17 protein-coding genes are annotated in these 21662 nt (G+C 69.1%); 5 read left to right on the forward strand and 12 right to left on the reverse strand.

The window, feature by feature from the left end:
- Positions 1–141: 141 nt before the first annotated feature.
- Positions 142–2868, reverse strand: coding sequence for an AAA family ATPase (locus tag DT073_RS06025; RefSeq protein WP_353681954.1), 2727 nt, complete (start codon positions 2866–2868; stop codon positions 142–144).
- Between the two features lie 142 nt (positions 2869–3010).
- Between DT073_RS06025 and DT073_RS06030 the strand changes: the two genes are divergently transcribed.
- From DT073_RS06030 to DT073_RS06040, 3 genes are read left to right on the forward strand one after another with little or no spacing between them, the layout of a single operon-like run.
- Positions 3011–3835, forward strand: a complete 825-nt coding sequence (locus DT073_RS06030; RefSeq protein ID WP_124292572.1) for an alpha/beta fold hydrolase — start codon at positions 3011–3013, stop codon at positions 3833–3835.
- Between the two features lie 43 nt (positions 3836–3878).
- Entirely contained in the window at positions 3879–4712 is an 834-nt protein-coding gene (locus DT073_RS06035) for an alpha/beta hydrolase (protein ID WP_124292573.1), read from the forward strand.
- 26 nt (positions 4713–4738) lie between these two features.
- The gene (locus tag DT073_RS06040) at positions 4739–5521 is read left to right on the forward strand and encodes an MBL fold metallo-hydrolase (protein WP_124292574.1); all 783 of its coding nucleotides are present in this window, start codon (positions 4739–4741) and stop codon (positions 5519–5521) included.
- On the opposite strand, the gene DT073_RS06045 is transcribed toward DT073_RS06040, so the two are convergent.
- The 8 genes from DT073_RS06045 to DT073_RS06080 all read right to left on the reverse strand — a co-directional run bounded on the left by DT073_RS06045 (position 5514) and on the right by DT073_RS06080 (position 15608).
- Entirely contained in the window at positions 5514–7235 is a 1722-nt protein-coding gene (locus tag DT073_RS06045) for a SulP family inorganic anion transporter (protein WP_353681949.1), read from the reverse strand. The two genes, DT073_RS06040 and DT073_RS06045, sit on opposite strands and share 8 nt — an antisense overlap.
- Positions 7236–7402: 167 nt before the next feature.
- Positions 7403–7975 carry a YdeI/OmpD-associated family protein gene (locus tag DT073_RS06050; RefSeq protein WP_124292575.1) on the reverse strand — a complete coding sequence of 191 codons (573 nt, stop codon included), beginning with the start codon at positions 7973–7975 and terminating at the stop codon, positions 7403–7405.
- Positions 7976–8043: 68 nt separating this feature from the next.
- Positions 8044–8967 carry an N-acetylglucosamine kinase gene (locus DT073_RS06055; protein ID WP_124292576.1) on the reverse strand — a complete coding sequence of 308 codons (924 nt, stop codon included), beginning with the start codon at positions 8965–8967 and terminating at the stop codon, positions 8044–8046.
- Positions 8964–9920, reverse strand: coding sequence for a glycoside hydrolase family 113 (locus DT073_RS06060; protein WP_502697160.1), 957 nt, complete (start codon positions 9918–9920; stop codon positions 8964–8966). Before DT073_RS06060 ends, DT073_RS06055 begins: the two co-directional genes overlap by 4 nt.
- The gene (locus tag DT073_RS06065) at positions 9917–12403 is read right to left on the reverse strand and encodes a glycoside hydrolase family 2 protein (RefSeq protein ID WP_240638785.1); all 2487 of its coding nucleotides are present in this window, start codon (positions 12401–12403) and stop codon (positions 9917–9919) included. Before DT073_RS06065 ends, DT073_RS06060 begins: the two co-directional genes overlap by 4 nt.
- Positions 12400–13248 (reverse strand): carbohydrate ABC transporter permease, encoded by an 849-nt coding sequence (locus DT073_RS06070; protein ID WP_124292577.1) that lies wholly within the window; start codon positions 13246–13248, stop codon positions 12400–12402. Before DT073_RS06070 ends, DT073_RS06065 begins: the two co-directional genes overlap by 4 nt.
- On the reverse strand, positions 13245–14228 hold the full coding sequence (locus tag DT073_RS06075; RefSeq protein WP_124292578.1) for a carbohydrate ABC transporter permease: 984 nt from the start codon (positions 14226–14228) through the stop codon (positions 13245–13247). Before DT073_RS06075 ends, DT073_RS06070 begins: the two co-directional genes overlap by 4 nt.
- 60 nt (positions 14229–14288) lie before the next feature.
- Complete coding sequence (locus tag DT073_RS06080) at positions 14289–15608, reverse strand: ABC transporter substrate-binding protein (protein WP_124292579.1); 1320 nt, start codon at positions 15606–15608, stop codon at positions 14289–14291.
- 266 nt (positions 15609–15874) lie between these two features.
- Between DT073_RS06080 and DT073_RS06085 the strand changes: the two genes are divergently transcribed.
- Positions 15875–16888, forward strand: coding sequence for a LacI family DNA-binding transcriptional regulator (locus DT073_RS06085; RefSeq protein WP_124292580.1), 1014 nt, complete (start codon positions 15875–15877; stop codon positions 16886–16888).
- Positions 16889–16897: 9 nt separating this feature from the next.
- Here the strand turns inward: DT073_RS06085 and DT073_RS06090 are convergent, their stop codons facing one another.
- Positions 16898–17350 (reverse strand): pyridoxamine 5'-phosphate oxidase family protein, encoded by a 453-nt coding sequence (locus tag DT073_RS06090; RefSeq protein ID WP_124292581.1) that lies wholly within the window; start codon positions 17348–17350, stop codon positions 16898–16900.
- A 195-nt stretch (positions 17351–17545) separates the two neighbouring features.
- Between DT073_RS06090 and ppsA the strand changes: the two genes are divergently transcribed.
- Positions 17546–19939 (forward strand): phosphoenolpyruvate synthase, encoded by a 2394-nt coding sequence (gene ppsA / locus DT073_RS06095; RefSeq protein ID WP_240638786.1) that lies wholly within the window; start codon positions 17546–17548, stop codon positions 19937–19939.
- Here the strand turns inward: ppsA and DT073_RS06100 are convergent, their stop codons facing one another.
- Both DT073_RS06100 and DT073_RS06105 read right to left on the reverse strand, forming a co-directional pair.
- Positions 19940–20746, reverse strand: coding sequence for a universal stress protein (locus tag DT073_RS06100; RefSeq protein WP_164478153.1), 807 nt, complete (start codon positions 20744–20746; stop codon positions 19940–19942).
- Positions 20747–20772: 26 nt separating this feature from the next.
- A complete protein-coding gene (locus DT073_RS06105; RefSeq protein WP_124292583.1) occupies positions 20773–21615 on the reverse strand; it encodes a universal stress protein in 843 nt (280 codons plus the stop codon).
- Between the last annotated feature and the right edge of the window lie 47 nt (positions 21616–21662).

Genomic DNA, 21662 nt, shown 5'->3' on the forward strand with positions numbered 1-21662 from the left:
CGGAGGCTAGCGCTCGAACGCATCGAGGATCCGACAGGGTTCAGTCGTCAGATCGAGCTGCCGACCTGGATCATGGAGCGCGGAACGGGGGAGCGGCCGCCCGCGGCGCGCTGAGCTCGTCGAGCGCGATGGGCGTCGACCTCATTCCTCGGCGAACCGGTCGGCGAGTTGGCGCCGCGAACTGATCTCCAGCTTTCTGAAGACCTTGCGCAGGTGGTAGTCGACCGTGTTGGGGCTGATGAACATCGACGCGGCGATCTCGGCGTTGGTCGCGCCGTGCGCGGCGAGGAGCGCCACCTGACGCTCCTGGCTGCTCAGCGGGTCGATGGGCGTCGAGTCCGTCGGGACCGAGCCGCCCGCGGCGAGGATCTCGCGCCGGGCCCGCACGGCGAAGGTCGTCGCGCCGACCGCCTCGAAGTCGCGGAGAGCCTGCTCGAGCTGCGCTCGCGCGTCGGAACGCCGTCGCACGCGACGAAGCCACTCGCCGTAGAGGAGGCGCGTGCGAGCGACGTCGCCGCGATGCGACGGTGGGAACATCCCGATCGCCTCCGTGAAATGGCGCTCGGTGTGCGCGTCATCCGTCAGAAGTGCGAGAGACCGGAAGAAGAGTGCTCGCGCGACCTCCGAACCGCTGGCGTCGGCATAGGCTTCGATCCGATCGAGCGCCCACTGCGCCGCCGACCGGTTGCCGCTGCGGACAGCGGCTTCGACGTACTCGGGATAGTGATGGAAACTCGACTGCAGGAACGGATGACGCACCAGCGGCGTCAGCCGCTCGAACGCCGACTCGTACGCGCCGGCCGCGAGCTCGTTGATCGCGATGGCCGCGGCGCCCATGCGAGAGATTCCGCCCCACCCCGCCTCATGGATCGCATGGTTGATCTGCTCGACCACCACTGACGGTGTGCCCTGCCAGGCGAGCATCGCTGCATTCACCGCCTGTTCGTCGCCCACGCCGAGCGCTCGACGCAGCTCGGCCGACTGCTCCAGATAGTCCGACGCCGCTTTCGGATTGACGCGGCTGAGTTCTACGGCGCTCAGGGTCCACAGGCACGCGTCGACATCGCGAAGGGCTCCGATGGTCCGCCCGATGTCGGCCGAACGCCGCAGGAGTTCTGCCGCAGCATCCCAATCCCACAGCGCGACGCACGGCACGGTGACGAAGAACGCCAGCGACGTGAGGCCGGCTCCCGATTCTCTCCGTAGCGCCTCCACCGCGCGGCGCAGCGCGGGGGCAGCTGTGACGTAGCCGTCGAGGATGAATGCGCTCGCCGCCTGCATCACGACCGCGGTGATGTCGTCGCCGCCCGACGCCGCACGCATCCGCTCGCCCACCTCGTGGACGGTCGCGCCGACGGCCTGTCCCTCGGTCACGGTGGCGGAGTTGAGGGCGAGCAGCAGCGCCTGACGGCGCAGCTGCGGCGCGGACTCACCGGCAAGGTCGGCCGCGGCCACGAGCTTCGCCATCCCGGCGCGCAACCCCTCGGGATCGGAGAGGAACATCCCCGACATCGCCTCGACGATGAGCTTCCGTGCTCGTGCGACATCGTCGAGCTCGTGATCGTCGCCCTTCGGAAGAAGGTGCAACGCGAGCCGTGCAGCGCCGGCGCTGAGCGCCGCCTCGGCGGCGGCGACCGAGCGTTCGCTTGCCTCCGCGGCATCCGGAGTCAGCTCCGCCGCACGCGCGAGCAGATGCGCACGCGAGAGCATGCCGCCTCGGGCGCCGGCGGCGTCGGCGGCGGCCGCCAGCTGGGCGGCGACCTCGGCGTCGGGTCCGTGCACAGCCGCGGCCGCGTGGTGAGCGGCGACGTCGAGCTGCCCGCGCTCGCGAGCATCCTCAGCGAGCGCGCGGTGTACGCGCCGTCGGGCTGCATCGGTCGCGGCGCCGTAGACGGCGGATCGGATGAGGGGATGGCGGAACCGCACCGTGTCGCGAACGGAGACGAAGTCGATGCCCTCGGCTGCGTCCGACGCGTCAGCGGGGATTCCGAGCACCTCAGCCGCGGCGTCGACAGCCGCCGGGTCACCGGACGACTCGGCAGCCGCGACGAGCAACCAGTCTCTGCTGGACGCGGGGAGTTCCGACATCCTCTCCGTGTAGATCATCTCGAGTCGGCCGCCGATGGGAACGGGGGAGTGCGCGATCGCCGTCGCCGTGAGTTGCGCGGCCGATAGCTCGGTCGCCAACTCGCGTAGCGCGAGCGGGTTGCCGGCGGTGTCGCGGACGTAGTCGGCCGCGACGGTGCGATCGAGCTCGCCCTCCACTCCGCGGCGGAGGAGTGCCGAGCCCGCCTCGGTGTCGAGTCCGCCGAGCTCGATGCGCGGCACCCCTGCGAGTGCGCCCTCGACGCCCTCGTCGGCACGGGCTGCGACGACCAATCCGACCCGTTCGGCGGAGATTCGACGGGCGACGAACCCCAGGACGAGGAGCGACTCGGCGTCGACGTGGTGGGCGTCATCGACGACGCAGAGCGTCGGGCGGTCAGCGCCCGCGCGGGCCAGAAGCGAGAGGAACCCGAGGCCCACGAGCGGCGGCTGCGGGGGCGGACCCTCGTCGAGACCCGCGGCGACGCGCAACGCCGCGCGCTGGGTCTCCGGGATGTCGTCGACGAACGCGATCAGCGGACCACCGAGCCGCTGCAGGGCACCGAAGGCGATGCCCGCCTCGACCTCCACGCCCTGAATGCACAGCACCCGGAGAGACTGCGTGTGCTCGTGCAGTGCGGCGTCGACGAGCGAGGTCTTTCCGATGCCGGGCTCCCCGGTGATGAACAGCGCGCCACCCGCCTCGTTGCGGACACCGGAGAGCAGCGTGCGGAGTCGTTCAGACTCCTCCGCGCGCCCCAGCAGAGATCGTTCCGCGTCGATGCGGTCAGAGTAGCGGCCGGTCCGAGTCGTGGGGAAGCGTCCTTCGCGACGACTCCGCGATCGTCACGAAGGACTACGCGCTCGACGTGGTGCGCTCACGCACGCACCGGGCCACGCTGGCGACGAGCAGATGGAGGACCCCATGCCCTACGTGACCACCGATGACGGAACGCGAATCTTCTACAAAGACTGGGATGGCGGGGGGACGCCCGTGCTGCTCAGTCACGGCTGGCCCCTCAATTCCGACGCGTGGGAGGCGACGGCGCTCGTCCTCGCCCAGCATGGCCACCGTGCGATCGCGCACGACCGCCGCGGACACGGCAAGTCGACCCAGTCCTGGAACGGCAACGAGATGGACACCTACGCCGATGACCTCGCCTGCCTCATCGACCACCTCGACCTGCAGAATCTCACCCTCATCGGCCACTCGACCGGAGGCGGCGAGGTGCTGCACTACGTGGCGCGCCACGGTTCGGCGCGGGTTGCGAAGCTCGTGCTCGTGTCGGCGGTTCCGCCGATGATGGTGAAGACCGACGACAACCCGGGTGGTCTGCCGATCACGGTCTTCGACGACATCCGTGCGGGCGAAGCATCCAATCGGTCGCAGCTGTATCGCGACCTGGCCGACGGACCCTTCTTCGGCAACAACCGCACCGGCGACGTGCCGCAGGGCACGCGCGACGCCTTCTGGCTGCAGGGCCTGGCGTCGGGCACGCGAAACGCCTACGAGTGCATCGCTGCGTTCTCGGCCACCGACTTCCGCCCCGACCTCGACAAGGTCGACGTGCCCACGCTCGTGGTCCACGGCGACGACGACCAGATCGTGCCGTTCGAGATCAGCGGACGCCTGTCGGCCGCGGGCATCCGCGACGCCGAACTCGTCGTCTACGAGGGTGGGGCGCACGGACTGCCTGACACCGAGCGCGAGCGCCTGCATGACGACATTCTCCGCTTCATCCGTTCCTGACCACCGCACCACCGCGCTCCACCGATCCGAGAAGGACCCTCTCATGAGCACCGACAACGCACCCGACACGATCGTCCTCGTCCACGGCCTCTGGGTCACGCCCCGCAGTTGGGAGGAGTGGAAATCCCGTTACGAAGCCAAGGGCTACACCGTGGTCACCCCGGCCTACCCAGGCTTCGAGATCGAAGTCGAAGCCCTGCGCGAGAACACCGACGTCATCGCCAACCTCACCGTGCCCGAGACCGTCGAGCACCTCGCCGGCGTCATCGAGGCGCTCCCCGCGCCGCCGATCATCATGGGCCACTCCTTCGGCGGGCTTCTCACCCAAATGCTTCTCGCCCGCGGGCTCGGGGCCGCAGGGGTCGCGATCGACTCCGCACCGACCGAGGGGGTACGGGTCACGCCGCTGTCGCAGGCGCGATCGCTCTTCCCGGCGCTGAAGAATCCCGCGAACTTCCGTCGCGCCGTCGGCTTCACGAAGGAGGAGTGGCACTACGCGTTCGCCAACGCGCTCAGCCGAGAGGAATCGGATGCCGCGTGGGAGCGCTACGCGATCCCGGCACCGGGCAACTGGGTGTGGGCCTACGGGTTGCTGGCGAACTTCCAGCCCGGGCACCAGGAGACGTGGGTGGACTACTCGGTCGACCGCGCGCCGCTGCTCTTCATCGGGGGGAGCATCGACCACATCATGCCCCCGGCGGTGAACAAGTCCAACGCCAAGCACTGGGGCAAGTCCCCTGCGCTGACGGACTACTACGAGTTCGAGGGACGCGGCCACTGGACCTGCGGCGAACCCGGATGGGAGGCCGTCGCCGACTACGCCCTCGACTGGGCGCTGCAGCACGCGCGGCCGCTGTCGGCGCGGTCGGACGCCTGAGCGGCGCGGACCGGCGGGGAACGGGGATGCGCCTCACGCGGATCGGCGGGCCGACCGTGCTCGTCCAATTGGCCGGGTGGCGCATCCTCGTCGACCCCACCTTCGACCCGCCGGGGCGGCGGTACGCCTTCGCTCTCGGCACCTCGAGCACGAAGACGAAAGGTCCTCTCGTGGCGGCCGCGGACATCGGGCCGATCGATGTGATCCTGCTCAGTCACGATCACCACGCCGACAATCTGGATGACGCGGGCCGCGCGCTCCTTCCCGGAGCGACGCACGTCATCACGACGCACAGTGGCGCACGGCGACTGGGGTTCCCGGCGGCGCATGGCCTGCGGCCCGACGAGTCGATCCTGCTCGAGGCTGACGGCAAGGAGGCGCTCCGGGTGCTGGCGACGCCCGGGCGTCATGGGCCGCCGCTCAGCAGAGCGATCGTCGGTGATGTGATCGGGTTCACTCTGCGGCGGCAGCACCGCCCGCATCCGGATCTGTGGATCACCGGTGACACCGTGCTCACGCGGAAGCTTCTGCGGGTGGCTCGCGGGATGACAGTGGATGTCGCCATCGTCCACGCCGGCGGGGTCGGATTTCCCGCGACGGGGCCGCTGACGTACACGATGACCGGGCGCGACGTCGTGCGCTTCATCGAGGCGCTGCGGGCGAGTGTCGTGGTGCCGGCGCACTACGACGGGTGGTCGCACTTCCGCGACGGGGAGGACGGGCTGCGTCGGGCTCTGGCGGCTGCTCCGCGTGAAGCGGGCGCGAGGGTGCGGTGGCTACCTGACGGGGTGGCGGTGGAAGTCAGCTGAGGGCGTCATCGCCCGCCCCCTGAGCGAGCTGGGCCTGAACGGCGCGGTGGACGTTGCCGTGTATGCGATCGGCGCCGATCCGATCCAGGACACCCTCCGCGTCGAGCGCCGGGATCAGCTGAGGCTTCATCCGCGCCAGTCGAAGGGCGATTCCCCTCTCTTCGGCGAGGTCGACGAGTTCGGTGAGCGTTGCCGCGCCCTGCGAGTCGACGAAGGCCACGCCTTCGAGGTCGATCACGACGGTCGTGATCGGTGGCTCTCCGAGCATGAGTTCGCGCACGCGCTCGTCGAACGCCTCGGCGGTGGCGAAGAACAGGCCGCCGTCGAGCCGGACCACGGCGATGCCGGGGAACGTCTCATCCGCGGGGTTGAGGACGATGTCGCGGAAGACCTGCGTTCCGGGCTCGCGGCCGAGCAGCGGCATGGCGGGCCGGGTCGAGACGTAGATCAGCCACAGAAGCGACAGGGCGATGCCGATCACGATCCCGAAGAGCACCCCTGACCAGAGCACGCCCGCCGTCGCGGCCACGGCGATCCAGAAGTCGAATCTCGACACGCGCCGCAGGCGCGAGAACTCCTTGAGGTCGATCATCCCGAAGACGACCGCATCGATGATGACCGCTCCCAGCACCGCTTTCGGCAGGTCGGCGAAGAGAGGTGCGAGGAAGACGAGTGTCAGGATCACCAACCCCCCGGTGGTCAGCGACGCAACAGGAGTCCTGGCGCCGGCCGATTCGTTCAGCGAGCTGGCCGACAGGCTGGTGGAGACCGGCATTCCCTGAACGAGGCCGGCGCCGACGTTGGCCATGCCCTGCGCGACCGCCTCCTGGTTCGCATCGATCCGGTAGTGGTGTCGGGTCGCGAACGACCGGGCGTCACCCGCCGTCTGCGAGAAACCGATCAGCAGCAGGGCCAGCGCCGCGATCGCGATCTCCGGGATGTTCTCCCGCACGACGTCCAGGCTCGGCAGTTGAGGAAGAGGGAGACCGCTCGGCACGGTGCCCACCAGCGCAACGCCTCGCTCGCCCAGATCGAGCAGGGCGGCGGCGAGAAGGCCCCCGACCACGAGCACCAGGGCGCCCGGCACCTTCGGCGCCCAGAATCGCAACGCCAGGATGACAGCGAGAGCTGCGGCGCCGACCAGCAAGGTCGGGAGATGGGTATCGCCGAGACCGATGACCCACGACGCGAGTTCTCGCCAGACGTTGTCACCGTCTGCCGCGGTTCCGGTCAGTTTCGGCAGTTCGCCGGCGACGACGTCGATGGCAGCCCCGGCGAGGAACCCTGTGACGACAGCCCGCGAGAGGAACTGGGCGATCCAACCCATGCGGAACAGCGCGAGGAGCAGAAGGAGGATGCCGGTGACCAACGTGATCGCGGCCACGAGCTGTGCGGCATCGCCGCCCGTCACGCCGGTCACGATGACCGCGCCCCCCGCCACGGTCGCCAGTGCCGAGCTCGGACCGGTTGAGATCTGCCGCGACGTGCAGAACAGCGCGTAGATGACAGCACCCGCCGCCGCGGCGTACAGGCCGTTCTGCACCGGCACCCCCGCGATCTCGGCGTATCCGAGGTTCTTCGGCACGATCATCGCCACCACGGCGACGCCCGCGATGAGGTCGGGGCGCAACCACCGTCGCTCGTATCGGGGCAACCACTGCACGATCGGCAGGAACCCCCCGGTACGGTTCCTCGTCGCTTTCCGCACGTTCACCTCCCAGGGGCCGAAGCGGTCCGCCGGTGGCCCACTCAGGCAACCGTGGACCGTGAGCCGCCAGGGGGCATCATCCGCGCGAGATGATTCCGCGTCGGCGAGCGTTCCTCGACGTCGACGATCCACCGGCGCGGTCCCGCCGTCACGGTGTCGAGCCGGCCTTCGCGCTAGTGGATCGTCTCGCCCCGCTCGAGCATGGCGACGTACTGGGCGACGCGCGCGGCACGGGTTTCCGGACGCTTGAGGTTGCTGATGCAGAACGTCATCGCGAACCGATTCTGGGCCGACTGCGCAGCGAAGGCGGCAGCGATCTTCGGGTCGGCGTCGAGAGCCGCTTGGAGTTCGGCGGGAATGTCGCCGTCGCTCTGACGGTACGCGGCGTCCCAGCGACCGTCGGCCTTGGCGCGGTCGATCTCGTGCTGGCCGGCGGGGCGCATCCGGCCCTCGGAGATCAGGCGCTCGGCGTGCTCGATGTTGACCTTCGACCACACTCCGCGGGGCCTGCGTGGCGTGAACACCTGCAGGAAGTAGTCGGCGTCCAGCGACTGCTTCTGGCCGTCGATCCAGCCGAAGCAGAGGGCGACCTCGAGCGCCTGGGCATAGGTGATGCCCGGCCGGCGCGACGCCGTCTTGCGCACACGCAGCCGCACGCCGTCGGGACCGGGGTCGGAGGCGAGCCGGCGCTCCCACTCCTCGACGGTGTCGACGTGCAGCTCGGGCTTGGCGGAGGTGGCGACCATGGTCGAAGGGTAGAGCGCTGCGCCGACACCGGGCGGCTCGTCTCGCTGCGCTCGCTCGACGACCGGGGTCACGCCACCGATACGTGTGACAGCAGCGGGTGCCCCGGACCGAGCCGGGCAAGCTCGGCGGTGCCGTCGACGCCGGCGCCCTGCGCACGGCGAACGACGGCCCGCGGGTGCCGCAGGGCGAGCTCGCGCGCGAAACCCTCGCGGATGACCTCGGCGCGGAACACGCCGCCGATCGCGGCGACCTGGGCCTCGGCCCCTGGGTCGTCGGCCACCCGATCGAGCGCCGTCGCGACCGACAGCGCCAGCTCGGCGGCGGCGCGGCGGCAGATGTCGGCCGCTACCGCGTCATCCGCGGCGAGCTCGGCGACACCGCGCGCGAGCGCGGCGATCTGAGCGACCCGGTCGTCGGCCCCCTGCAGCTCGATGTAGGCGCTCTCGACCTCTGGCCACCGCTCGGCGACCAGCGTCGACAGCGCGGTGAGCCGACCCCGTCCGTCGTAGGCGCGCATCACGGCCTCGAGGGCCTCGCGGCCGATCCAATAGCCGCTGCCGGCGTCGCCCATGATGTTGCCCCACCCGTCGACCCGCGCGACGCGGTGCCGGCCGACGGCGAGCGTGACCACTCCGGTTCCGGCGGCGACGACGGCGCCCGGACGATCGCCGAGCGCCCCCAGATAGGAGGTGACCGAGTCGTGGGCGAGGAGCACCCGATCGGGTGACTCGGCGGCGACCGCGGCGCGAAGCGACGCGGCATCCGACTCCGCCTCGGTGAGCCCCGAAACCCCGGCGGCCAGCACGTCGATCTGCACCCGGTGATGGCGGGCGGCGGCGATCGCCACCGACGCCAGCTGCGGAAGCAGCGGCTCATGGGTGCGGATACCGGGAAAGACCTGATCGACCGGCGCCGCACCGTGCGGAGCGACACGCACCTTCATCCCCGTCTGGCCGGCATCGATCGCGACCACCGCGCTCGCAGCAGTCATCGCGCCGCCTCCCTCTGCCAGCGCCGGTACGTCTCGCGCATGAGCTCACCCGCGGGTTTGCCGTACGGGTAGTAGTCATCGTTCTCGACCGCGTCTTCACGCGCGTACAGTCGTGCCGGCCAATCCCACAACATCAGCCCGCCCACCCAGTCGCGGCCCTCGCACGCCTCGAACATCTCGGCGTAGTACGCCCGCTGCTCCTCGCCCGACGGCGCCCCGGCGAGGCTCCAGTCGTTCGGCAACCGCGCCGACCCCTCACGGCTCGGGCACCCCGCCTCCATGAAGAAGAACGGCTTGCCCTCGCGCGTCACCACGGCCTCGATCCGGTCGAGGTGCTGCGTCCACGTGCCGGTGGGGTAGTAGCCGCTCGACGAGATCACGTCGACGGCGTCCCACCAGGTGATGTGGTCTTCCTGGTACTTGTCGCAGTTGTAGGTGAGGAGGCCGGAGTACACCGCACGGATGTCGGCGATGAGCGCCCGCCAGTGCGCCTCCTGCCCGTCGGCACGCACCATCTCGCAGCCGATGCAGAGCATCGCCACACCCTCCGCTTCGGCGATCCGCGCGGCGTGCAGCAGGAACCGCCGGTACGAGGCGAACCACTGCGTCCATGACGGCTCGCCCGGCACATCCCAGTCGAAGAAGCCGATGTGCGCCCGCCAGGTGCCGTCGGCGACGTTCACCACAGGCTTGAGCGCCACCTTCAGCCCGAGCCCGTGGGCGCGACGGATGGCGGCGACGATCTCATCGTCGGTGACCGTGGGGTCGTTTCCGAAAGGGATGTCGGTGGAGAACGCGGTCGCCTGCTCGGCCGCATACGCCAGCGCCGTCCAGGTGACCCCGTGCTCGGCCATCGCGGTCATCGAGGCCTCGGCCTCGGGGGTGTCCCACTCGCCGCGGACGCCGACCCAGCCCCAGGTCATGCCGCAGACCGGCCCGCCCTCGATCGTCACGGGCTCACCAGTTCGTTGAGCGTGCGCGCCACGCGCGGGTCGGCCAGCTGCGCAGCATCCAGCGTGCCCTCGTGGCGAATGCGCACGGTCGTGCGCTCGCCGGGAAGGAGCGTGATGAGGCCCTCCTCGGCGTGCGCGGCCGGGTCGACCTTGTCGACGAGGAAGGTCAGGTCGCGCACCAGCGAGGTCGCGGTGACGGTCACCATGCTGCCGCCCTCGACGGGGGAGACCTCGAGGTCGAACTCCGCCGGCGGAAGCGCGCTGTCGCGAGCCTCGGCGAAGAACCACGTGCCGCGCACCTCACCGGCGTCGGCGATCAGGAACTCGGCGTTCGCGGCATCCGTCTGCGCCAGCTCGCTCGACAACGCGAGCGTCGCCGTCCCGCGCGCGGCGACGGCGAACCCGAGCGACTCGTCCGCGCGGACGTCACCGCGGAAAGTGAGACGACGCACATGCAGCGTGCCCGACCACTCCTCGCCGGTGTCGTTCGTCACGATGGCTGCCAGCCCGCCCTCACGCGGCTGGAGAGAGACGGTGCGCGCCGCGAAAGCGCGTCGCAGCGCGTGGAAGAGCGGCTTCGGTCGCTCGTCTCCGTCGATCGCCGCCCACGAGGTGACCGGCCAGCAGTCGTTGAGCTGCCACACGATCGCCCCCATGGTGTGCGGCGCCCACGAGCGGAAGTGCTCCAGCGCCGTACGCACTGCGATCGCCTGATTCAGCTGCATCGCCCAGTGCCAGGTCTCCATGTCGTCGGGCACGCGCAGGTGCGGCACGAGACCGGCGGTGAGCTTGACGTTGCCCTCCATCGCCTTCTGGTGCACGATCATGCCCGGCGATTCGGGCGTGAGCGGGTCGTCCGACACCGAACGGCGAAGGGTCGTCCACGCGGGCGGGCCCTGCCAGCCGAACTCGGCGACGAAGCGCGGCCGGTGCTCGCGGTAGGTGAGCCAGTCCTGCCGGTTCCACTGCTCCCACAGGTGCATCGATCCGTGCTCTTCGGCGTTCGGGTGCTGTCCGCCCGGGCTGAAGGGACTCCCCGGCGCGTACGGCACGTGCGAGGCGAGCTCGGAGATGAGACGAGGGAAGAGGTCGTGATAGTAGTACGCGCCCCAGGTGCGGCCGTCGAGTCGGCGCTTCCAGTCCCAGTCCTCGTAACCCCAGATGTTCTCGTTGTTGCCGGTGAGCAGGACGAGTGAGGCATGGGATGCCAGACGAACGATGTTCTCGCGTGCCTCCGCCTCGATCTCGGAGCGCAGCGGCTCCTCCTCGGGGTAGGCGGCGCAGGCGAAGAGGAAGTCCTGCCAGGTGAGAAGGCCGAGCTCATCGCACAGGTCGTAGAAGTCGTCGCTCTCGTAGATGCCGCCGCCCCAGACCCGGATGAGGTTGAGGTTCGCCTCGAGCGCCTGGCGCAGCCGTCGCTCGTAGCGGGCACGGTCGACCCGAACCGGCAGGGCGTCGTCGGGGATCCAGTTCGCCCCCTTGACGAAGACCGGCTGGTCGTTGACGACGAGGGTGAACGGTGTGCCGGCGTCGTCGGGCGCGGTGTCCCACTCCACGGTGCGGAAGCCCACACGGCGCTCGGCGGTGTCGACGGTCTCGTCGGCCCCGAGCAAGTCGACCGCCACCTCGTACAGGTGGGGTTCGCCGTAGCCGGCAGGCCACCAGCGCTCGACCTGGTCGAGGTTCAGCTGACCCGTGACCTCGTCGCCGCCTGCCGGCACCGAGGCGATGGTCTCGGCACCGCCGACACGGAGCCGCACGCGCAGGTCATCCGTGGCCGCCCGCGCCGCGGCATCCGCTCGTTCGATCCGCACGGTCGCGGCGACGCGCCCTCCTGCGCCTTCGGGCGCGGCGTGGGTGCGTACCTCGGCCAGCCGCGCGGTCGACCACGACTCCAGGCGCACCTCGCGCCAGATGCCGGAGGTGAAGGTGGCGATGCCCCAGTCCCAGCCGAAGTTGCAGGCCGATTTGCGGATCGCCTCGTAGGGGAGGGGATAGGGCCGCGGGCGCGCACCGAGTGCGACGCTCTGCGCGTTGGCGTAGGGCACCGGCGCGGTGAAGTGCACCACGAGGTCGTTCTCACCCTCGCGGAGCAGCCCGGCCGTGTCGAGCGGGATGCGGTAGGAGCGGTGCTGATTCGCCGTCTCGGCGACGGTGCGCCCGTTGACCTCGACGCGGGCGACGGTGTCGAGGCCGTCGAAGACGAGGTCGTGGCGTTCGTGGCCGTCGGGGGCCCACGAGAACGTCGTGCGGTAGGACCAGTCGACGCGGCCGATCCAGGCGAGAAGCGCCTCGTTGTCATCGAGGTACGGGTCGGGAATGAGACCCGCGGCAAGCAGATCGGTGTGCACGCAGCCGGGAACCTCCGCCGGCACGGGCGCGTCGACCACCTGCGTCCGCATCGCGTCGGGCACCGGGCCCGCGGTGGCCTCCAGGGTCCATCCGTCGGCGATCGGGCGGCGGATGAGAGGGGTGAGGGTCACTTGACGGCTCCGGCGGTCAGGCCGCGATAGATCCAGCGCTGCAGAGCGAGGAACGCGACGAGGGTGGGGATGATGACGAGGATCGTGCCGGCGGCGATGATCTCCCAGTTCGCGCCGAACGGTCCTTTGAATCGGAACAGCGACGTGGAGATCAGGCCCTCCGACGGCAGGTACAGGAAGGGAAGGTAGAACTCGTTGTAGATGGCGATCCCCTTGATGATCACGACCGTGGCGATCGCGGGCTTGAGCAGCGGCAGCACGATGCGCCAGTAGATCGTCCACCGGTTCGCGCCGTCGATCATCGCCGCCTCGTCGAGGGAGACGGGGATCGACTGCATGAACTGGATGAAGATGTAGATCGAGATGATGTCGGTGCCCATGAACAGCATCACGAGCGCCGCCATCGAGTCGTAGAGCCCCAGACCGTTGATGATCTGGAACGTCGCGACCTGACTCGTCACTCCGGGGATCAGCGTGGCGACGAGGAAGAGCCCGACGACCAGCTTCTTTCCTCGGAAGCGGAAGCGGTCGAGCGCGTACGCGGCGGTGGAGCCGATGAAGATGGTGCCCACCAGCGAGAACGCCAGCACGATCGTGGTGTTGATGAACCCCTCGACCATGCCGCCCTGCTCGAAGGCGATGACGAAGTTCTCGAGGTTGAACCATGACCCCGGCGCCTCGAAGGGCCCGGTCGTGCCGATCTCCTGCGAGGTCTTCAGGCTCGCGATCAGCACGACCGACAGGGGCACGAGCGTGACCACCACCCCGGCGATGAGCGACAGGTACTTCACAGTCGCGCCGATCGAGCGGCCGGCGCGGGGAGGACGGAGGGCGGTCGCGCTCATGTCAGGTCCACCTTCTCGTCGGGGAACACTCTTCGCTGCACCCAGGTCACGATGAGCACGATCGCCAGGAGAACGATCGCCATGGCCGACGCCAGCCCGACCTGCCGGAATGTGAACGCCGTCTGCAAGGTCTGGATGACGAAGGTCGAGGTGCCATTGGCCCCGCCGGTCATGATGAAGGGGATCTCGAACACCGAGAGGCTGCCGGCGACGGCGAGGATGAAGCTCAGCCCGATGATCCGACGGATGCCGGGGAAGGTCAGCGCCCAGAACTGCTGCCAGTCGTTCGCGCCGTCGATCTCGGCAGCCTCGTACAGCTCGCGGGGGATCGACTGCATCGCGCCGAGGAAGAGCACGAAGTTCATACCGGTGTAGCGCCACACGCTCGTGCCGGCCAGAGAGAAGTTCGCCACGTTCGGGTCGCCGAGCCACTGCGGAGTGTCGGCCATGCCGAACCAGCCGAGCACGGTGTCGAGCGTGCCGCCGGGCTGGAAGAGGTAGAGGAAGACGAATCCGATGGCGACGCCGTTGATGAGGTAGGGGAAGAAGAGCACCCCGCGGAAGAAGTTCGAGAACCGCGTGCGGGTCGACAGGAGCGCGGCGAAGTAGAGCGCGATCGCCATCTGCACGAAGGCGCCGATGAAGTAATAGATGCTGACGAAGAAGACCCCGAACACGCGAGGGTTGGTGAACACCTCGAGGTAGTTCTGCAGTCCGATGAAGTTCTGCTCTTTGTCGATGCCGTCCCAGTCGGTGAGGCTGTACCAGAGCATGTTGGCTGCGGGCAGGTAGGTCAACAGAAGCAGCAGACCGACGGCGGCCGCGATGAAGAGATAGGGCGTCAGTCGATTCAGGATGCTGCGCCGGCCGGCCGGGCGGCGGTCACGGCACCGGCTGCTGCGCGACGGCCGCGGGGCGATCGGGACGATGGCGGGGCCCGGCGCGGCGGGAGCGTCGGGGGCTGCGGCGGTGAACGACATGATTCCTCCGTGGTTCCGGCCGGGGCGGGATGCCCCGGCCGGAACGGTCGGTGTGCGGGCTCAGCCCACCTGAGCGCGGGAGTCGGCCCACGCGGTGTTCAGTTCCTCGAAGTACGACTCCTTATCGCCGTCGGCGGCGCCACGGGCGATGTCGACGAGCTTCTGGCGGTAGATGTTGCCGTAGAGGTCGATCTGCGCGCCGTCGGCGATGTCGTTGACGAGCGACTCTTCGCCGGCGGGGGCGGGGCTGAGTTCGAGCAGCTCGACGCCCTCTTCCTCCAGTCCGCCGAGGTTCGACGGCAGCGGATCGGCCGTCAGCGCGGAGACCATGCCCTGCGTCTCGGTGAAGCCCGACTCCTCCAGGAGGAAGTCGATCCAGGCCTTCGCCGCGGCCTTCACGTCGGAGTTGACGTTGATGCCGAGGTTGTAGTCGCCGCCGACCATGGCGTACTGGGTGCCGTCGGACGCGGTGGCGGGGAAGGTCATGTAGCCCACGACATCCGCGGACTCGCCGTTGTCTTCCGCGGCGGCCTGCAGCTGCGAGATCGCCCACGATCCGAGTCCCATCACGCCGATCTTGCCGGTGGCGAAGTCGACCTTCGACTGCTCCCAGTTGGTGGTGAGCGGGTCGTCTTCGGTGTACCCGCCGGCGACGGCGTCGAAGATGAGCGAGTCGATGGCGTAGATGTCGGTGCCCTCGGTCCAGGGAGCATCCTCCGTGGTCATCGCGTTCATCGCGTCGGCATCGCCGCTCGGGGCTCCGATGTTGCTGGTCCACTGGCTCAGCGGCCAGCCATCCTTGTAGTTCGTGTACATCGGGATGGCGTCGGTGTTCTCCTCGATCGCCTGCAGTGCCGCGAGGAACTCCTCCTCGGTCTTGGGAACCTCGGTGACGCCCGCCTCTTCGAAGACGGCGGTGTTGTAGACCAGGCCGTTGGCGTTGCCTCCGAGAGCCAGACCGTACTGCACCCCGTCGAAGCTCTTCGGGGCCAGGAACCGGTACGTGCTTTCGAGGTCGTCGGTCTGGCCGAGCGGCTCGAAGTAGTCGGCGAACTGGTCGGGCTGCACGCTGTTGGGGATTCCCAGCACGTCGCCGTAGCTCTCCGTCGACAGGCGGGTGCGCATCTCACCCTCGTAGTCGGTGATGCCCTCGAAGGTGACCGAGGCGTCGGGGTACATCTCGGTGAACTGCTCGGCGTAGGCCTCGAAGGTGCCGTCCTGCACCAGGTCGGTGCGCCAGGTCACGAAGGTCACCTCGCCCTGCACCTCACCGTCGATGGTGTTGTCGGGGTCGTCGGCCCCCGCGCCACCCGCGCAGCCGGCCAGTGCCAGTGCGCTCACCACCCCGAGGGAGGCGATCGCAATCGTCTTGCGCCTCATGTGCATCTCCTTTGCAGATTCACCGTTGATCCGTCTGTGCGACCGCGGCCTCGCGGCGTCTCGTCGACGATAAATGGCAATGTCCTACGTTGACAAGGCCACGGGACAAGGTTGTCCAGGCTTGACCGATGACGATCCACCGGTACAGAATGCCTTTGACCGGGGCTTTATGCGTTTCATCCGATCGGTGAGGGGAAGTGGATGTCCAACTTCATGTCCACGTCAGACATGAGCGGTTTCGGCGTTGTTGACGCGGGCGTAAGCCGGTGACGTCGCAGCGCGCAACCGTCGAAGACGTGGCGCGGTTGGCGCACGTCAGCGCCAAGACCGTGTCGAGGGTGTTCAGTCAGCGCGAGCTCGTGGCGCCCGAGACGGCCGAGCGGGTGCTCGCGGCGGCCAAGCGCCTGCGCTTCCGCCCGAACGCCCTCGCCCAGGGGCTGCGCCGCGGCGGCAGAACGCGCACCATGGGCCTCATCATCGGCGAGCTCGGCAACCCGTTCTATTACAAGGTCGCCTCAGGTATCGAACGCGTTCTGCGCGAGGAGGGATACGGACTGGTGCTCGCCACGACCGACGACACCGAGGAGGGGGAGGAGCAGGTCGCCGAGACGCTCCTCGGGCAGCGTATCGACGCACTGCTGCTCATCCCTGTCAGCCGCGACCAGGGCTATCTCGAGGGGGAGCGGCAGCTCGGCACGGCCGTCGTCAGCGTGGACCGACCGGCGCGCAACCTCATCGCCGACTCGGTGGTGCTCGCCAACCGCGCAGGCGTGGCGGATGCGACATCCCGGCTCATCGCCCACGGCCACCGTCGCATCGCGTACGTGTGCAACCCGGCAGCGGTGTACTCGCAGGAGGAGCGGCTCGCCGGACGCCGCGCGGCGCTCGCCGCCGCGGGGATAGATGACGCCGCACGGTGGGAGCTCTTGGCGGACGATCCCGCTGAGCCGCCCGAGCGACTGGTGGGCCAGCTGCTCGATGCAGCCGAACCGCCGACGGCGATCATCGCGGGCAACAACCGCATGACGATCGGGGCGCTGCGCGCCCTGCGTGCCCGAGGCGACGACACCACCGCCCTGATCGGGTTCGACGACTTCGACACCGCCGACCTCATGGGGGTCACGGTGATCTCGTACGACCCGGTCGATCTCGGCCGGCAGGCCGCCCGCTTGGCGCTCGAGCGGATCGAGGACCCCACCGGGTTCAGTCGTCAGATCGAACTGCCGACGTGGATCATGGAGCGCGGCACCGGGGAGCGGCCACCACGCGCGCGGGGATGACGCGCGCCCTCACGTCCACTGGTCGTTCGCGGCGGCGTCGTACCGGTCGGGCTCCGGGCCGCGCTGGAAGCGCCGGCCGGTGATCGACGTCGGTGAGAGCCGGACCCAGCGGTATTTGAGGGTCGGGATCCAGGGTGTGAGCGGCAGAGCCTCGGCCGCGTCGATCTCGCTCTGCAGTTCGAGCCGGGTCGCCGTTCCTTTGAACACCACGCTCGCGGCACCGTCGTCGTCGTACTCGTCGACCTCGAACGCGATGCGGGGGTTGGCCGAGAGCTCCGCGAGCTTCGACCCGGGCGCCGTGCGGAACAGCACGTGCGGTCCGTCGGTCACGTAGTTGATGGGGAAGATGTCGGGCTCCCCCTGGATCGACACCGCAAGACGACCCACCTGACCACGTGCGAGCAGGCTCCAGCATTCGTCCTCGCTGAGACTCCACACGGGGGCTTCGGTGATGTCATCCATCGGTGTGCTCCTTCTCGCCCGCGGCGTCGGCGTCGGCGTCGGCGTCGGGAGGAGTCTCCCGGCGCCCCCTGGCCGGACCCGGGACATTGGTCCCGCGGCATCCGGGGCGGGGCCTGGCAGGACCTTCGGCCCGGGCTGGTGGCGACCATCCCTCGACACTGACCCTGCACCGGACGAACGAGGTCAGAAGAGGACATGATGGCCGCAGCAGGAGTGAGCAACGTCATCCCACTGTCCGAGATCGGGATGGCGGACCTGCCCCAGGTGGGGGGGAAGAACGCCTCCCTCGGCGAGATGATCTCGCGCCTGGCCTCGAGCGGCGTGCGGGTGCCGGGCGGGTTCGCCACCACGGCGCAGGCCTACCGTGCCTTCCTCGCGGCAGACGGACTCGCGGCTCGGATCACGCGGATGCTGGCGGAGCTCGACGTGTCCGACGTCGCGGCGCTCGCCCGAGCCGGAGCCGAGATCCGTGCGATGATCGGCGCCCAGCCCCTTCCGGCCGATCTCGAACGCGACATCCGCGACGCCTTCGCCGCCGTCGTCGAAGATGCCGGGGGCACCGACATCACCTGGGCGGTCCGTTCGTCGGCGACCGCCGAGGACCTGCCGGATGCGTCCTTCGCCGGGCAGCAGGAGACCTTTCTGCACATCGCCGGCGTCGAGAACATCCTCGCGGCGATCAAGAGGGTGTTCGCCTCGCTCTACAACGATCGCGCGATCGCCTATCGGGTGCACCAGGGGTTCGCGCACTCCGATGTGGCGCTGTCGGCGAGCGTGCAGCGCATGGTGCGCTCCGACATCGGCGCGTCGGGTGTGATCTTCACCGTCGACACCGAGTCGGGTTTCCGCGACAGCGTCCTCGTCACCAGTGCCTATGGACTGGGGGAGGCGGTGGTGCAGGGGGCCGTCAACCCGGATGAGTTCCTGGTGTACAAGCCCGGGCTCCGGGCGGGCCGGCCCGCGATCCTCCGCCGGCGCCTCGGCGAGAAGGCCATCGCCCTTCGGTTCGCCACCGAGAGCACCGTCGGACACAGCACGTCGTTCGAGGACGTTCCCGACAGCGCGCGCTCGCGGTTCAGCATCACCGATGACGATGTCTCCGAACTCGCACGATCCGCGCTCGTGATCGAGGAGCACTACGGCCGGCCGATGGACATCGAGTGGGCCCGCGACGGGCAGGAGGGGCGCCTGTACATCTTGCAGGCGCGCCCGGAGACGGTCGTGTCGCGGGAGGATGCCGTGACCCTCGACCGCTTCGTGCTGCGCGAGCACGGCGACCTTCTCATCTCGGGTCGCGCGATCGGTCGCCGCATCGGTGTGGGGCGCGTGCGGGTGATGTCGTCGGCAGAACACATGGAACGGGTGCAGGACGGCGATGTGATCGTGGCCGACATGACCGACCCCGACTGGGAGCCGGTGATGAAGAAGGCCGCCGCGATCATCACCGACCGCGGCGGTCGCACCTGTCACGCCGCGATCGTCGCGCGCGAGCTCGGCATCCCCGCCGTCGTCGGCACGGTCACCGCCACCCGCGAGCTGACCGACGGGACGCTCGTCACGGTCAGCTGCAGCGACGGCGACGAGGGGCACGTGTTCGCCGGACGTGCGGACTTCTCAGAGGAGCACACGCGAATCGATCGGATGCCGCCCATTCCGGTCGAGCTGATGATGAACGTGGGCGCACCCGATCAGGCATTCGCCTTCGCCGCGCTCCCCAACGCCGGGGTGGGGCTCGCCCGACTGGAGTTCATCATCAATGAACTCATCGGCATCCACCCGCAGGCGCTGCTGGACGTCGCGGCGCTGGACGAACCGCTGCGCGCGGAGATCATGCTCCGCACGAGCCCCTACGGCGGGCCGCGGGAGTTCTTCGTCCGGCGCCTCGCCGAGGGCGTCTCGACCATCGCGGCCGCGTTCGCACCCAAACCGGTGATCGTCCGCACGAGCGACTTCAAGACCAACGAGTACGCGCATCTGCTCGGAGGCGAGCGATACGAGCCGCAGGAGGAGAACCCGATGCTCGGGTGGCGGGGAGCGTCGCGCTACGTCACCGACCGGTTCGCCGACTGCTTCGCCATGGAATGCGACGCGCTGCGCCACGTCCGTGACGCCATGGGTCTGACGAACGTGAAGATCATGGTCCCGTTCGTCCGCACGGTCGATGAGGCCGCAGCCGTCGAGCGGGTGCTCGCCGAGAATGGCCTGCGCCGCGGTGAGAACGGCCTCGAGGTCCTGATGATGTGCGAGATCCCGTCGAACGCCCTGCTCGCCGATCGCTTCCTCGACCACTTCGACGGCTTCTCCATCGGGTCCAACGACATGACCCAGCTCGTCCTCGGCGTCGATCGGGATTCCGATCTCGTCGCGGCGGCCTTCGACGAGCGGAACCCCGCCGTGCTCAGCGTGCTCCAGATGGCGATCGAGGCGTGCAGTCGGCGAGGGAAGTACGTCGGCATCTGCGGACAGGGCCCGTCGGATCATCCTGATCTCGCTGACTGGCTCGTCAGCCACGACATCGGATCGATCTCCCTCAACCCCGACAGCATCATCGAGACGTGGTTGTCGTTGGCGAAGCGCGAAGCCCGATGATCAGCGACCCGATGGCACGACGATGATGGGAACCTCGAGACGGCCGATGAGGTCTTGCCCGACCGAACCGAAGAACCCCCCGGCCAGCACTCCCCGCCCGTGGGTGCCCAGCACCATCAGCGAGCTGTCACTCGCGGCGATGCTCAGGGCGGACGCGGCGTTGTCGTGGATGAGCACACGATCGACCGCGAGGTCGGGAGCAACCCCCTGAACTCGCTCGACGGCCCGGTCCATGAGCTGCATATGCTGCGTTCGCACGTCGCGCTGGGAGGATACGGTCGTTGCGGGGATCGGGCCCAACCATGCGTGGACGATACGAAGGCTCTCACCCGCGGCGGCCGACTCGGATGCGGCGAAGGTCAGCGCCGCATCGCTCGACGGGTCCGACGCGAGGCCCACCGTGATCGGTCCGCTCTTCTCGGACCATCCTGAAGGGACGATGCAGGTGGGCACGGTCGCCGTCGCACTCACGCGAAGCGACATCCATCCGTGCAGTGCTTCGCGGATGGAGCTGTCGGTATCGACGCCGATCACCAGGAGGTCCGCGTCTGCCGCGGCGTCGGTCAGGGCGCGCGGCATCAGGCCGTCGATGCGCTCCGTCTCGATCGGGAGTGTGGGGTTCGCCGCGCGGAGACGGTGCTCGGCGCGGGCGAGGTCGTCCTCGGCCCGCGGCTGATCCTGGAGAAACGGGTTGGTCACGATGACGACCTCCACGCGCGCCCGACGGCTCAGTGCGCGATCGGTGACCCAGTCGAGCGCAGCGTCTGCTCCGTCGCTGGCGTCGTAACCCAGAAGAATGCGTTCCATGGTGACCGTCCGTTCCGGTGAGGGTGTCATCGCACGACCACCGTCGCGGTGGCGAGCCGGAGGAGGACCTGCTGGCTGGTGGATCCGAGGAGGAAACGCGCGAGCCGGCTGCGGCCGTGCGAACCGATGACGGTGAGCCGGGCGCCGGAGGCGAGCCGATTGATCACCGTCTCGGGTCTGTCGCTGCTCTCCACGACACGGCGCACCTCCAGGTCGGGATACTGCTGCGAGATCCCGGACATCGATATGCCGAGCGCCTCTTCGGTCAGCGACTGCATGTTCCGCAGATAGCCGTCGGGATACGACCGGACAGACAGGGGAATGGCGATGGGGGACCAGCTCATCACCGCCGTCAGCGCCTCGCCCGATCGGTCCGCTTCGGCGGCGGCGAAGACGATCGCGGCCTCGGATGCTTCTGAGCCGTCGACCCCGACGATGACGCCGGACCGGCCGGTGAGGTCGAGATCGGGAACCACCGCGACCGGGCAGTGCGCGCCGGCCGTGATGCGGATCCCGTGCGGACCCCGCGCCGGTTGCGACTCGGTTCCGCGGTAGTCGCTGCCGATGACCAGCAGGGACGCGTCCTTCGACGCGTCGATCAATCGTTCGATCGGCTTGCCGCGTTCGAGGCGTATCTCCACGGGTACTCCGCGTGCGCGGACGCGCTCGGCTTCGTTCCTGAGCACGTCTTCTTTCCACTCCTGCGCCCAGCCGACCACGTCGCCTTCGTCGCCGACGCCGACGGCCCCGTCGACGATCGACAGCAGCTCGAGCCGATCTCCCCGCGCGGCTGCTCTGTCTACCGCCCAGTCCACGGCACGACGCGACACCGCCGCATCCGTGACCCCGACCACCACCTTCTGCTGCACCTCGCCACCGTCTTCCTCGATCGAATCCCGGTTTCCGTTGATTCGAC

Source organism: Microbacterium sp. ABRD28, from assembly GCF_003850245.1.
Lineage (GTDB): Bacteria > Actinomycetota > Actinomycetes > Actinomycetales > Microbacteriaceae > Microbacterium.